The 12,009-nt window shown below is 55.1% G+C and carries 16 protein-coding genes; 4 read left to right on the top strand and 12 right to left on the bottom strand.

Annotated elements, in window-relative coordinates; all coding sequences use genetic code 11:
- Positions 1 to 16: 16 nt before the first annotated feature.
- A complete protein-coding gene (rlmE, locus tag B8P98_RS02830) occupies positions 17 to 646 on the bottom strand; it encodes a 23S rRNA (uridine(2552)-2'-O)-methyltransferase RlmE (protein ID WP_008806638.1) in 630 nt (209 codons plus the stop codon).
- Between the two features lie 123 nt (positions 647 to 769).
- Here rlmE and yhbY point away from each other — a divergent pair, with 123 nt between their 5' ends.
- Positions 770 to 1,063 (top strand): ribosome assembly RNA-binding protein YhbY, encoded by a 294-nt coding sequence (yhbY, locus tag B8P98_RS02820; RefSeq protein WP_025712532.1) that lies wholly within the window; start codon positions 770 to 772, stop codon positions 1,061 to 1,063.
- Positions 1,064 to 1,215: 152 nt separating this feature from the next.
- Here yhbY and greA read toward each other — a convergent pair whose 3' ends face one another.
- On the bottom strand, positions 1,216 to 1,692 hold the full coding sequence (greA, locus tag B8P98_RS02815; RefSeq protein WP_025712533.1) for a transcription elongation factor GreA: 477 nt from the start codon (positions 1,690 to 1,692) through the stop codon (positions 1,216 to 1,218).
- 235 nt (positions 1,693 to 1,927) lie between these two features.
- Here greA and dacB point away from each other — a divergent pair, with 235 nt between their 5' ends.
- Positions 1,928 to 3,361: a serine-type D-Ala-D-Ala carboxypeptidase gene (gene dacB, locus B8P98_RS02810; protein WP_025712534.1), complete on the top strand. Its 1,434-nt coding sequence runs from the start codon at positions 1,928 to 1,930 to the stop codon at positions 3,359 to 3,361.
- A gap of 51 nt (positions 3,362 to 3,412) precedes the next feature.
- Here the strand turns inward: dacB and cgtA are convergent, their stop codons facing one another.
- The 4 genes from cgtA to rplU form a co-directional block, all read right to left on the bottom strand.
- Positions 3,413 to 4,591 carry an Obg family GTPase CgtA gene (gene cgtA, locus B8P98_RS02805; protein WP_025712535.1) on the bottom strand — a complete coding sequence of 393 codons (1,179 nt, stop codon included), beginning with the start codon at positions 4,589 to 4,591 and terminating at the stop codon, positions 3,413 to 3,415.
- 15 nt (positions 4,592 to 4,606) lie between these two features.
- Complete coding sequence (locus B8P98_RS02800) at positions 4,607 to 5,572, bottom strand: DMT family transporter (protein ID WP_004206187.1); 966 nt, start codon at positions 5,570 to 5,572, stop codon at positions 4,607 to 4,609.
- A 93-nt stretch (positions 5,573 to 5,665) separates the two neighbouring features.
- Positions 5,666 to 5,923 carry a 50S ribosomal protein L27 gene (gene rpmA, locus B8P98_RS02795; protein ID WP_002434222.1) on the bottom strand — a complete coding sequence of 86 codons (258 nt, stop codon included), beginning with the start codon at positions 5,921 to 5,923 and terminating at the stop codon, positions 5,666 to 5,668.
- Positions 5,924 to 5,943: 20 nt separating this feature from the next.
- Positions 5,944 to 6,255 (bottom strand): 50S ribosomal protein L21, encoded by a 312-nt coding sequence (gene rplU, locus B8P98_RS02790; RefSeq protein ID WP_002918379.1) that lies wholly within the window; start codon positions 6,253 to 6,255, stop codon positions 5,944 to 5,946.
- A gap of 260 nt (positions 6,256 to 6,515) precedes the next feature.
- Here rplU and ispB point away from each other — a divergent pair, with 260 nt between their 5' ends.
- The gene (ispB, locus tag B8P98_RS02785; RefSeq protein ID WP_025712536.1) at positions 6,516 to 7,487 is read left to right on the top strand and encodes an octaprenyl diphosphate synthase; all 972 of its coding nucleotides are present in this window, start codon (positions 6,516 to 6,518) and stop codon (positions 7,485 to 7,487) included.
- Positions 7,488 to 7,685: 198 nt separating this feature from the next.
- Complete coding sequence (gene sfsB / locus B8P98_RS02780; protein ID WP_025712537.1) at positions 7,686 to 7,958, top strand: DNA-binding transcriptional regulator SfsB; 273 nt, start codon at positions 7,686 to 7,688, stop codon at positions 7,956 to 7,958.
- Positions 7,959 to 8,015: 57 nt separating this feature from the next.
- Here the strand turns inward: sfsB and murA are convergent, their stop codons facing one another.
- The 6 genes from murA to mlaE all read right to left on the bottom strand — a co-directional run bounded on the left by murA (position 8,016) and on the right by mlaE (position 12,002).
- On the bottom strand, positions 8,016 to 9,275 hold the full coding sequence (gene murA / locus B8P98_RS02775; RefSeq protein WP_025712538.1) for a UDP-N-acetylglucosamine 1-carboxyvinyltransferase: 1,260 nt from the start codon (positions 9,273 to 9,275) through the stop codon (positions 8,016 to 8,018).
- A gap of 53 nt (positions 9,276 to 9,328) precedes the next feature.
- Complete coding sequence (gene ibaG, locus B8P98_RS02770) at positions 9,329 to 9,583, bottom strand: BolA family iron metabolism protein IbaG (protein WP_004144910.1); 255 nt, start codon at positions 9,581 to 9,583, stop codon at positions 9,329 to 9,331.
- Between the two features lie 136 nt (positions 9,584 to 9,719).
- Positions 9,720 to 10,010 carry a lipid asymmetry maintenance protein MlaB gene (gene mlaB / locus B8P98_RS02765; protein WP_095032694.1) on the bottom strand — a complete coding sequence of 97 codons (291 nt, stop codon included), beginning with the start codon at positions 10,008 to 10,010 and terminating at the stop codon, positions 9,720 to 9,722.
- Positions 10,010 to 10,645 carry a phospholipid-binding protein MlaC gene (gene mlaC, locus B8P98_RS02760; RefSeq protein ID WP_025712540.1) on the bottom strand — a complete coding sequence of 212 codons (636 nt, stop codon included), beginning with the start codon at positions 10,643 to 10,645 and terminating at the stop codon, positions 10,010 to 10,012. The genes mlaB and mlaC overlap by 1 nt, the downstream gene beginning before the upstream one ends.
- An 18-nt stretch (positions 10,646 to 10,663) precedes the next feature.
- The gene (mlaD, locus tag B8P98_RS02755; protein WP_025712541.1) at positions 10,664 to 11,215 is read right to left on the bottom strand and encodes an outer membrane lipid asymmetry maintenance protein MlaD; all 552 of its coding nucleotides are present in this window, start codon (positions 11,213 to 11,215) and stop codon (positions 10,664 to 10,666) included.
- A gap of 4 nt (positions 11,216 to 11,219) precedes the next feature.
- Complete coding sequence (mlaE, locus tag B8P98_RS02750) at positions 11,220 to 12,002, bottom strand: lipid asymmetry maintenance ABC transporter permease subunit MlaE (protein ID WP_004150949.1); 783 nt, start codon at positions 12,000 to 12,002, stop codon at positions 11,220 to 11,222.
- Between the last annotated feature and the right edge of the window lie 7 nt (positions 12,003 to 12,009).

Raw genomic sequence — 12,009 nt, 5'->3', positions numbered from 1 at the left:
GTTTGAAATCTGCCGGTTATGGTTTACGCCCGGTCGCTACAATATACACTTCACGCGAACGAGCGCGGGAAGAGTCCGGCTTACGAACTTTGACCTTCGTAAACAGGGAGCGAATTTCTCTAAGATACTCATCGAAGCCTTCGCCCTGGAACACCTTCACTACAAAACTACCACCTGGCGCCAATACATCACGAGACATTTCAAGCGCCAGCTCAACCAGATACATGGCCCGGGGAATATCCACCGCCGGTGTTCCGCACATATTTGGTGCCATATCGGACATGACAACTTGTACTTTACTGTCACCTACGCGCTCAAGTAACGCTTTCAGGACTAATTCATCACGAAAATCGCCCTGAAGGAAGTCCACACCAACGATTGGATCCATTGGTAAAAGATCGCAAGCGATGATGCGGCCGCTGTTGCCGATCTGCGTGACCGCATACTGCGACCAGCCACCGGGAGCAGCGCCGAGATCGACGATAGTCATCCCCGGTTTAAAAATTTTGTCACTTTGCTGTATTTCATCAAGTTTAAACCAGGCACGGGAACGTAACCCCTTTTTCTGTGCCTGTTGAACATATTTATCGCTAAAGTGTTCCTGAAGCCAGCGGCTCGAGCTGGCAGAACGCTTTTTACCTGTCATTTAACATTCCCGTTCGGGTTCATCGTACTTAACTGCGTAAAAATCGACGCGGTAGTTTGGCGATATATGGGAGATGGCGGTAGAATGGCCCGTTTTCAATCCCAACGTAAGCAAAAAAATACGATGAATCTGAGTACTAAACAAAAACAGCACCTGAAAGGTCTGGCACATCCGCTCAAGCCGGTAGTTATGCTTGGCAACAATGGTTTGACCGAAGGGGTACTGGCCGAGATTGAACAAGCGTTAGAGCACCATGAGCTCATCAAGGTGAAGATCGCCTCGGAAGATCGCGAAACTAAAGCCCTGATCGTGGAAGCTATCGTACGCGAAACCGGCGCCTGCAACGTACAGGTCATCGGTAAAACGCTGGTTCTGTATCGCCCGACTAACGAGCGTAAAATCTCGCTGCCACGCTAAGAATATCCTGGTTCAAGACACAACTTTGTGTAAAACGAGGGTTTTCTGCGGTCAGGCGAGCAAAATGCCATGCTCCGGATGTTGATAAAAGGCCGCTATGCGGCCTTTTTCCTTTCTTTACAATCTATCAACATCGTAGCGGGAAATACGCCTTAAAGGTACTCGACCTTAATAATTTCGTATTCCACTTCACCGCCTGGCGTGCGGATGGTCACGACGTCGTCCTGCTCTTTACCGATCAGGCCGCGGGCAATGGGCGAGTTCACGGAGATCAGATTCTGCTTAAAATCGGCCTCATCATCACCCACGATACGGTAGGTCTGTTCTTCATCGGTATCAAGGTTGAGCACACTGACGGTAGAACCAAAAATCACCCGGCCATTGTTCGGCATTTTGGTGATATCGATAACCTGTGCATTGGACAGCTTCGCTTCGATATCCTTAATACGCCCCTCGCAGAAGCCCTGCTGCTCACGCGCGGCGTGGTACTCAGCATTCTCTTTCAAATCGCCGTGTTCACGGGCCTCAGCAATAGCGGCAATGATTTCAGGGCGACGCACAGACTTCAGGTAATCCAGTTCTTCGCGCAGTTTCTCAGCGCCACGTAAGGTCATCGGAATCGCTTGCATTAGTTATACCTCTTTATCATTCCTTCAGGGAACGGACGGTTCCGCTCCGCCACCTGCCCTGCCCACAGGCAGGACACGAGCAAAAAGAAACCGACCCGGGAAACACTCCCCAGGTCAGCAGCAATTTTTCATTTGATAGGTATTTTACCCCGAAGTTCCTTATGGGTCATCGTTTACTTTACCGGGCGTTGCACCGTAGTATGACGGCCTGGCTTCAGGTTGTTAGCGCGAGATTATGCGATTTCCCAGATTTATCATCGGATTGACTGCCGGTATAGCGCTTAACGCGCAGGCAGCGAATATTGACGAGTACATCAACCAGCTTCCCGCCGGTGCGAACCTTGCCTTTATGGCGCAGAAGGTCGGCGCATCGACGCCGGAAATTGACTATCACAGTCAGCAAATGGCGCTTCCGGCCAGTACGCAAAAGGTCATCACCGCGCTGGCGGCGCTGCTGCAACTGGGGCCCGATTTTCGCTTCACCACCACGCTGGAAACCAAAGGCTCTCTGGACGGCGGTGTGCTGAAAGGGGATCTGATCGCCCGCTTCGGCGGCGACCCGACGCTCAAGCGGCAGGATATTCGCAACATGGTGGCGACGCTGAAAAAAGCCGGCGTACAGCGTATCGAAGGCAATGTGCTCATCGATACTTCGGTTTTCGCCAGCCACGATAAAGCGCCGGGATGGCCATGGAACGACCTGACGCAGTGCTTCAGCGCCCCACCTGCGGCGGCGATTGTCGACCGCAACTGCTTCTCCATTTCGTTGTATAGCGCGCAGAAGCCTGGCGATTTGGCCTTCATTCGCGTTGCGTCCTATTATCCAGTCACCATGTTCAGCCAGGTACGGACGCTGGCACGCGGCTCCTCAGAAGCGCAGTATTGCGAGCTGGACGTGGTACCGGGGGACCTGAACCGCTATACCCTCACCGGCTGTCTGCCACAGCGTAGCGAGCCGCTGCCGCTGGCCTTCGCCATTCAGGATGGCGCCAGCTACGCCGGGGCGATCCTCAAAGCGGAGCTGACCCAGGCGGGGATCAGCTATAGCGGCACACTGCTGCGCCAGACGCTGGCCAATGATCCCGGAACAGTATTAGCCACCACCCAGTCGGCCCCTCTGCACGATTTGCTGAGGATCATGCTGAAGAAATCAGACAACATGATTGCCGATACCGTCTTTCGTACCATCGGCCATGCCCGGTTTGGCGTACCAGGCACCTGGCGGGCGGGATCCGATGCGGTACGCCAGATCCTGCGTCAACAGGCTGGGGTCGATCTCGGCAATACGATCATCGCCGACGGCTCTGGCCTGTCGCGCCACAACCTGATCGCTCCGGCAACCATGATGCAGGTGCTGCAGTATATCGCTCAGCACGATACCGAGCTCAACTTCATCTCCATGCTGCCGCTGGCGGGCCACGACGGATCGCTGCAATATCGCGCCGGTCTCCATCAGGCGGGCGTGGATGGTAAAGTCTCAGCGAAAACAGGGTCGCTGCAGGGGGTTTACAACCTCGCAGGCTTCATCACTACCGCCAGCGGACAAAAAGTGGCCTTTGTGCAATATCTCTCCGGCTATGCGGTGGAACCCGCCGACCAGCGCAACCGCCGCATTCCGCTGGTGCGCTTTGAAAGCCGGCTGTATAAAGATTTGTACCAGAACAACTAAAACAAAAGGGCCGCATCAGATGCGGCCCTTTTTGATCCAGAGAAGTCAGGATTAGCGTTTGTAGATGAATTCGACGCCTTCTTCGTCGTCTTCGTCCCAGTCGTCATCCCAGTCTTCGTCATCTTCCGCTTCGGCTTCGGCCTCTTCAAGCTGCTGACGGTGATAGTCGTCCCACATAAACTCGACTTTCTCCGGCTTCTGCTCTTCTTCCGCCTGGACGATAGGGTTTTCGATGATAAAGGTCATTACGTCCCAGCACAGGTCTTTAACACCCTGCTGGCTGGCCGCAGAGATCAGGTAGAATTTCTCTTCCCAACCCAGCGCTTCGGCAATTGCCTTCGCTTTGGCTTCAGCTTCCGCTTTGTCCATCAGGTCAATCTTGTTGAAGACTAACCAACGGGGTTTAGAAGCTAGCTTCTCACTGTACTTCTCCAGCTCGCCGATGATAATGCGCGCGTTCTCAACCGGATCGGAGCCGTCAATCGGATCGATATCGATGAGGTGCAGCAGTACGCGGCAGCGCTCAAGGTGCTTGAGGAAGCGGATACCGAGGCCTGCGCCTTCCGCTGCGCCTTCAATCAGCCCCGGGATATCGGCGACCACGAAGCTCTTCTCGTTGTCCATACGTACCACGCCCAGGCTTGGCACCAGGGTGGTAAACGGATAGTCAGCCACTTTCGGCTTGGCAGCGGAGACCGCGCGGATGAAGGTGGATTTACCGGCATTCGGCATTCCCAGCATCCCGACGTCGGCCAGCAGCATCAGCTCCAGTTGCAGGTCGCGCTTATCCCCCGGGGTACCCATGGTCTTCTGACGCGGGGTACGGTTAACGGATGATTTAAAACGGGTGTTGCCGAGCCCGTGCCAGCCACCTTTCGCCACCATCAGACGCTGACCGTGTTTGGTCATATCGCCCATGGTCTCGCCGGTACCCTGGTCGATAACCCGGGTCCCGACCGGCACTTTTACCGTCACGTCTTTACCGCGCTTACCGGTACAATCGCGGCTTTGACCATTCTGCCCGCGTTCAGCGCGGAAAGATTTTTCAAAACGGTAGTCGATCAGGGTGTTCAGGTTCTCGTCCGCTTCCAGCCAGACGTCGCCGCCGTCACCGCCATCGCCGCCGTCCGGACCGCCTTTCGGAATATATTTTTCGCGGCGGAAGCTCACGCAACCATTACCGCCGTCACCTGCTACGACCAGGATCGTTGCTTCATCTACAAACTTCATTTTACTCTCCGTAAATCATTCGCCTGAGCGGGGCAGCGGTACTACCGCCTCTCGCTTACGCCAACGCCCCCAAAGGCGATGGCCGATGGCGGAATACATCGCGCCCGCAACCACGACAAACGCACCGAGATAACCAATCAGGTTTAACATCGGTCTGGCGAAAACATCGGGCCAGGCCATTGATAATAAATCAGAAAACAGTAGCGTAAACAGTGGCGTCAAGGTGATTAACGCGCTGACCTGCGCCGCCTGCCAGCGCGCCATGGCTTCCGCCAGCGCCCCGTAGCCGACCAGGGTATTGAGCCCGCAAAAAATCAGGCATGCCAGTTGCCAGCTGCTTAACCGGGAAATCACTCCGGGCTCAGCAAGCGGCAGTAATGCAATCGTACATAAAGTGTACAGCAAAAATAGTATCTGCTGTGATGCCAGACGGCGCAATAACACCTTTTGCGCGACGCCATAGCTTACCCACACCGTTGCGGCAGCGACGCCGAAAATTACCCCCCACGTGTAATCCGTGAGACGGGTAAAGATTTCAATCAGGCTGGTGTTGAAGAACATCACCAGCCCGCTGAGCAACATCAACGCACCCACTACCTGGGTGCCGCGCATGCGTTCTTTCAGGATTACGACGCTAGCCACCATCATGCCCACCGGCGATAGCTGGCCGATGACCTGAGATGCCGTGGGGCTGAGGTATTGCAGGGAGGAACTGAACAGAATGAAGTTACCGAACAGGCCGCCGGTGGCAATCGCTAATAACACCAGCCAGCGCGGCTTGCGGAAAATCCGCAGCGGCGGAAGCTTGCCTTTAATCGCGAGGATAGCACCAAGCCCAATGCTGGCCATCAGAAAGCGATAAAACACCACCGTAGGCGGCGCCATCACTTCAAGAACCTGCTTCATCGCAATCGGCAACGCTCCCCAACACATGGCGGTGGTGAGCGCCAGAATAATGCCAATCCCAGCCTGCTGCTTCATGCCTGTTTCCCTGCAACAATTTTCCAGTAGACGAATGTAAAAAGCCCCGCAACGTGTTGCGGGGCTTTCATCCGTTACCGGGACGCGAAAAACTTATTCAGCAACGATGCTGATGAATTTACGGTTTTTCGGGCCTTTAACTTCGAACTTGACTTTACCGTCAGTCAAAGCGAACAGAGTGTGGTCACGGCCGCAACCAACGTTGGTGCCAGCGTGGAATTTGGTACCACGTTGACGAACGATGATGCTACCTGCCAGAACTGCTTCACCGCCGAAACGTTTTACGCCCAGACGTTTAGCTTCTGAATCGCGACCGTTACGAGTCGAGCCGCCAGCCTTTTTATGTGCCATTTAAATCTACTCCTCAGGTCTTAGGCGCTGATGCCAGTGATTTTCACATCAGTGAACCACTGACGATGGCCCTGCTGCTTACGATAGTGTTTACGACGACGAAACTTAACGATTTTAACTTTCTCGCCACGACCGTGAGCAACAACTTCAGCTTTGATTACGCCGCCCTCAACGAAAGGAACGCCGATCTTGATTTCTTCACCGTTTGCGATCATCAGCACTTCAGCGAATTCAACAGCTTCGCCAGTTGCGATGTCCAGCTTTTCCAGGCGAACGGTCTGACCTTCGCTTACTCGGTGTTGTTTACCACCACTTTGGAAAACCGCGTACATATAAAACTCCGCTTCCGCGCACCTCTTTGTGTGATTCAGAGTGCGCTATAAATATTCACAATAGGGCGCGAATATTACGCAAAACGCGAGCCTTTGACAAGAGCGATCAGCGATCAATGCAGAAAAAAAACACAACTCTCACGACAACGTTTATCTACGGCAATTTTTAAGTACAATCATATCTTCTTTTAATTCTGTCTTAATCCTTCTGTGATCCCACCTGGATTCATGGTAACAGGACATTTGGCCCGGCTTTTGCGATGAATTTAGAAAAAATCAATGAGTTAACCGCGCAAGATATGGCGGGTGTCAATGCGACGATTCTTGAGCAACTCAACTCCGATGTTCAGCTTATCAATCAGTTAGGCTATTACATCGTCAGTGGCGGCGGCAAACGCATTCGCCCGATGATTGCTGTGCTCGCCGCACGCGCGGTGGGCTATCAGGGGAGCGCGCATGTCACTATTGCTGCGCTGATTGAATTTATTCATACCGCCACCTTGCTGCATGACGACGTCGTCGATGAGTCAGATATGCGTCGCGGCAAAGCCACGGCCAATGCGGCGTTTGGCAATGCCGCCAGCGTGTTAGTGGGCGATTTTATCTATACCCGCGCCTTCCAGATGATGACCCAGCTGGGCTCACTGAAGATCCTCGAAGTTATGTCGGAAGCCGTGAACGTCATTGCCGAAGGCGAAGTGCTGCAGCTGATGAACGTCAATGACCCGGATATTACGGAAGAGAACTACATGCGCGTCATCTACAGCAAGACGGCGCGCCTGTTTGAGGCAGCCTCCCAGTGTGCGGGCCTGCTGGCCGATTGCTCTGCGGAAGAAGAGCGCGCGTTGCAGGATTATGGCCGCTATCTCGGCACCGCTTTCCAGCTGATCGACGATTTACTCGACTACAGTTCCGACGGCGAGCGGCTCGGTAAAAACGTCGGCGATGACCTGAACGAGGGTAAACCGACGCTGCCGCTGCTGCACGCCATGCACCACGGAACGCCCGATCAATCGGCGATGATCCGTGGGGCGATCGAACAGGGTAATGGCCGTCATCTGCTGGATGCCGTGCTGGAAACGATGGCCACCTGCGGTTCGCTGGAGTGGACGCAGAAGCGTGCCGAAGAAGAAGCGGACAAAGCCATTGCCGCGTTGCAGATCCTCCCGGACACGCCCTGGCGTGAAGCCTTGATCGGACTGGCGCATATCGCGGTCCAGCGCGATCACTAGTACTGCTCTCCCTTCCCGCGCAAAGCGCGGGAAAGTTCCAATAAAACCCCACTTCTCACCCTAAACTTCCGAATACCTTGATACATTCTGAATATTCCGGCTCTTTAACAGAACTTGTTAGAACCTTACATAGTACGCGGGTATAGTGTCACTATCGCCCATGTGGGACGATCTGGACCTTAAACACCAGGAGAATTTATGGATAAGTTCATCGACTGGCATCCCGCAGATATTGTTGCCGGATTACGTAAACGGGGAACATCGCTGGCAGCAGAGTCGCGACGGCACGGCCTGAGTTCTTCAACGCTGGCGAACGCCCTGACCCGCCCCTGGCCGAAAGGCGAATTGATTATCGCCACGGCGCTGGAAACGCAGCCATGGGTCATCTGGCCATCGCGCTACCACGACCCCGTGACTCATGAGTTTATTGACAGAACGCAGATGATGCGTCAGAAGAAGATGAACAAGTGATGTGATTGATTGACAGTGACCCCGGACCATCGTCACGGGGTCACTGCCAGGACGCGGTTACTCGCCCTTCACGCGCTGAATATTGGCACCCAGCGCCTGCAGTTTATCTTCGATACGCTCATAGCCACGATCGATGTGGTAGATGCGATCGACGATAGTAGTCCCCTCAGCGATGCAGCCTGCCAGCACGAGGCTCGCCGATGCGCGCAAATCGGTCGCCATTACCTGGGCGCCCGAAAGCTGCTTCACGCCGTGACAGATAGCGGTATTGCTCTCGATCTCCGCGTGCGCGCCCATACGGATCAGTTCCGGAATGTGCATGAAGCGGTTTTCAAAGATCGTTTCGGTGATCACGCCGGTCCCTTCCGCTACCAGGTTAAGCAACGTGAACTGAGCCTGCATATCGGTCGGGAACCCCGGGTGTGGTGCGGTACGTACGTTAACCGCTTTTGGACGGTTGCCGTGCATATCAAGGCTGATCCAGTCTTCGCCCGTTTCGATGTCAGCCCCGGCGTCGCGCAGCTTCGCCAGTACGGCATCCAGGGTATCTGGCTGCGCGTTACGGCAAAGGATCTTACCGCCAGAAATCGCCGCCGCGACCAGGAAAGTGCCGGTTTCGATACGGTCCGGCAGTACACGGTATACGCCGCCCCCCAGACGCTGCACGCCTTCGATAGTGATGCGGTCGGTGCCCTGACCGGTAATTTTGGCGCCCAGCGCGTTAAGGAAATTCGCGGTATCGACGATCTCTGGCTCGCGAGCGGCGTTTTCAATAATCGTCGTCCCCTCCGCGAGGGTCGCCGCGCTCATGATGGTGACGGTGGCGCCGACGCTCACCTTATCCATCACGATATGCGCGCCTTTCAGGCGACCGTTAACCGAGGCTTTGACATAACCTTCTTCCAGTTTGATCTCGGCACCCAGCTGCTCCAGCCCACTAATGTGCAGATCGACCGGACGCGCGCCAATGGCGCAACCGCCTGGCAGAGACACTTGTCCCTGACCAAAACGCGCCACCAGCGGGCCCAGCGCCCAGATAGAAGCGCGCATGGTTTTAACCAAATCGTATGGAGCACAGAATACGTCGACCGGGCCGGCGTCAATCCATACCGAACCATTACGCTCAACCTTCGCGCCCAGCTGGCTCAGCAGCTTCATGGTGGTATCGATGTCTTTCAGCTTAGGTACGTTCTGGATCTCTACCGGCTCTTCAGCAAGCAGCGCGGAAAAGAGGATTGGCAGGGCGGCGTTTTTTGCACCGGAGATGGTGACTTCGCCCTGTAGGCGAGTCGGCCCCTGAACACGGAATTTATCCATTGATTCTGTTCTCTATTAAAAATTCACATACGCTGCAGGGGATCCCCCACAGCTTAGAAGCCATTTAGTTTGCGGTCTCGCGCCCACTCCTGCGGAGTAAAGGCCTTGATCGACAGCGCATGGATGCGGTTGTCAGCAATATATTCCATCAGCGGCGCGTAGACGCTCTGCTGCTTTTTAACCCGACTCATGCCATCGAACATCTCACCCACAGCAATAACCTGAAAGTGGCTGCCATCGCCAGAGACGTGGACTTCCTGGAGGGGGAGTGCGTTCATCAGCACGGTCTGAATTTCATGATTTTCCATGGGCTCAAATTTATCTGATAGTGAAAACAGCCCAACATCTTAGAGGAAAGTGACGCGGTCTTAAACAAGCAAAAAGCCCCGGCGAAAAGATTGCCGGGGCTTTCGGAATAGCTTCAGCGCTAACGCACTGAAAAGATTATGGGATCATATCGACAGGCAGGTTGTAAAGACCGATCAGCGTTTGCAGATTCTCGCTCTTACCGACCAGTTGCACTTCCCGGCCCTGACGGCGTATCAGCGCCACAAAATGCACTAACAGCGCCAGACCCGCCGTGTCCACCCGAGTGATATGGCTAAGATCGATGATCACAGTCCCTTCAGTCGCCTTAGCCCGCGCCTCCCAGAGTGGGACCAGCAGATCCTGGTCCAGCTCTCCGTGCAGCGCCAGCGTCTCACCCTCGCGAGTCCAGCTTAACTGCCCGGTCATTATTTTTTCTGTTCCAGGGTGATCGGCTGCGCGGAGATCGCTTTCAGTTGCGCAGTCAGGCCGTCAACGCCCTTGGTACGCAGCAGGTCGCTCCACTCATTCTGTTTAGTGGTGATCATGCTGACGCCTTCGGCGATCATATCGTAGGCCTGCCAGTTGCCGGTCTGGGTGTTTTTACGCCACTGGAAGTCCAGGCGCACCGGCGGACGGCCGTTCGGATCAACGATGGTCACGCGGATAGGCACGATAGTGGCGTCGCCCAGCGGCTGCTCCGGGGCAATCTGGTAAGTCTGACCATGATACATCGCCAGCGCCTGGCCGTAGGCTTGCTTCAGATATTCACGGAAAGCGGCAAAGTAAGCTTCACGCTGCGCCGGGGTCGCTTCTTTGTAGTAGCGGCCAAGTACCAGCGCGCCTGCATATTTCACCTGCACATACGGCAGCAGCTCCTGGTCGACGATGTCGCGCAGATAGTTAGGGTTGGCTTTGATCTTCGGCTGTTCATTCTTCAGGCGATCGAAGGTTTTCTGCGCTGCTTCATTCATCAGCTTATACGGGTTGGACTGGTCTGCCGCCTGGGCGGCGGTCAGTGGGGCAATCACCAGCATGGCGACCATGAGTAAGCGTTTAAACATATCGTGTTTCTCCTGAAATTAATGCGTCGTGCCGGCTGCCGGCGTCACGTCAGTATGACCTTCTGCCTCGGCCTTATCATTGCCAGAATTCTGATTGTCGCCACCCTTGCTGTTATAAAGGAACTGACCGATCAGATCTTCCAGCACCATGGCGGATTTGGTGTCCTGGATCGTACCGCCGTCTTTAAGGATAGCCGTCCCGAGGTCCGGATCTTCAAAACCGACGTTCAGCGCCAGGTACTGCTCCCCCAGCAGACCAGAGGTGCGAATCGCCAACGAACTGGTATCCGGGATATGGTTGTAGCGCTGATCGATATCGAGCTCTACGCGCGGCAGATAAGTTTTTGGATCAAGGGTGATATCCGCCACACGGCCGACAACCACCCCCCCGATGCGCACCGGCGAACGCGCCTTGAGGCCGCCAATGTTATCGAAGGTTGCATAAAGGCGGTAAGTTGGCTCGGTACGTAGCGAAGTGACGTTCGCCGCTTTCAGGCAGACAAACAGCGCCGCCAGCAGCGCCACCAGTAAGAATACCCCTACCCAGATTTCATTTTTTTTCGTTTGCATGAACTCAATTCCCAAACATCAGCGCAGTCAGCACAAAATCCAGCCCCAGAACCGCCAGCGACGCATGCACCACGGTGCGCGTTGTCGCCCGGCTAATCCCGGCGGAAGTGGGGATAGCGTCATAACCATTGAATAACGCAATCCAGGTTACCGTAATGGCAAATACCAGACTCTTAATCAGGCAGTTAACCAGATCCATTCGCCAGTCGACGGCGTTTTGCATCGCGGTCCAGAAAAAACCACCGTCAATACCCTTCCAGCTCACGCCCACCAGCGCACCGCCCCAGATCCCCACCGCGACGAAGATAATCGTCAGCAGCGGCAGCGAAATGACACCGGCCCAGAAACGTGGGGAAATGACGCGACGCAGCGGATCCACCGCCATCATCTCCATACTGGAGAGCTGCTCCGTGGCCCGCATCAGGCCAATCTCGGCGGTCAGCGCCGACCCGGCTCGCCCGGCAAACAGCAGCGCGGCGACTACCGGTCCCAGCTCGCGCAGCAGCGACAGTGCCACCAGCATGCCAAGACTGGTCTCTGCACTGTAGGTGGTTAAGACCAGATATCCCTGCAGCCCAAGCACCATACCGATAAACAGGCCCGAGACAATGATAATCAGCATCGACAAAACGCCAACGTTGTAGAGCTGACGAACCAGCAGCGGCGCGTGCTTGCGAAACTCTGGTTTGCCGACAACGGCGTTGAAAAGCATTAATCCGGCGCGTCCAAACGTCGCGGTAGTTTTAATACCGCGATGCCCTAGCGCGGCCAGCGCATTAAACAGCATGAGTCGC

Source organism: Klebsiella quasivariicola, assembly GCF_002269255.1.
GTDB classification, from domain to species: Bacteria; Pseudomonadota; Gammaproteobacteria; order Enterobacterales; family Enterobacteriaceae; genus Klebsiella; species Klebsiella quasivariicola.
The sequence above is the reverse complement of the archived record's forward strand: the minus strand, read 5'-3'. Positions and strand labels throughout refer to the sequence as shown.

Excerpts from the sequence above, each read along its gene's own strand:
- rpmA (WP_002434222.1), bottom strand. The coding sequence starts at position 5,923 with ATGGCACATAAAAAGGCTGGCGGCTCGACTCGTAACGGTCGCGATTCA.
- B8P98_RS02800 (WP_004206187.1), bottom strand. The coding sequence starts at position 5,572 with ATGAAGCAGCAGGCTGGGATTGGCATTATTCTGGCGCTCACCACCGCC.
- greA (WP_025712533.1), bottom strand. The coding sequence starts at position 1,692 with ATGCAAGCGATTCCGATGACCTTACGTGGCGCTGAGAAACTGCGCGAA.
- yhbY (WP_025712532.1), top strand. The coding sequence starts at position 770 with ATGAATCTGAGTACTAAACAAAAACAGCACCTGAAAGGTCTGGCACAT.
- ibaG (WP_004144910.1), bottom strand. The coding sequence starts at position 9,583 with ATGGAAAATCATGAAATTCAGACCGTGCTGATGAACGCACTCCCCCTC.
- cgtA (WP_025712535.1), bottom strand. The coding sequence starts at position 4,591 with ATGAAGTTTGTAGATGAAGCAACGATCCTGGTCGTAGCAGGTGACGGC.
- rplU (WP_002918379.1), bottom strand. The coding sequence starts at position 6,255 with ATGTACGCGGTTTTCCAAAGTGGTGGTAAACAACACCGAGTAAGCGAA.
- rlmE (WP_008806638.1), bottom strand. The coding sequence starts at position 646 with ATGACAGGTAAAAAGCGTTCTGCCAGCTCGAGCCGCTGGCTTCAGGAA.
- mlaB (WP_095032694.1), bottom strand. The coding sequence starts at position 10,010 with ATGACCGGGCAGTTAAGCTGGACTCGCGAGGGTGAGACGCTGGCGCTG.
- murA (WP_025712538.1), bottom strand. The coding sequence starts at position 9,275 with ATGGATAAATTCCGTGTTCAGGGGCCGACTCGCCTACAGGGCGAAGTC.
- dacB (WP_025712534.1), top strand. The coding sequence starts at position 1,928 with ATGCGATTTCCCAGATTTATCATCGGATTGACTGCCGGTATAGCGCTT.
- mlaE (WP_004150949.1), bottom strand. The coding sequence starts at position 12,002 with ATGCTGTTTAATGCGCTGGCCGCGCTAGGGCATCGCGGTATTAAAACT.
- sfsB (WP_025712537.1), top strand. The coding sequence starts at position 7,686 with ATGGATAAGTTCATCGACTGGCATCCCGCAGATATTGTTGCCGGATTA.
- mlaD (WP_025712541.1), bottom strand. The coding sequence starts at position 11,215 with ATGCAAACGAAAAAAAATGAAATCTGGGTAGGGGTATTCTTACTGGTG.
- mlaC (WP_025712540.1), bottom strand. The coding sequence starts at position 10,645 with ATGTTTAAACGCTTACTCATGGTCGCCATGCTGGTGATTGCCCCACTG.
- ispB (WP_025712536.1), top strand. The coding sequence starts at position 6,516 with ATGAATTTAGAAAAAATCAATGAGTTAACCGCGCAAGATATGGCGGGT.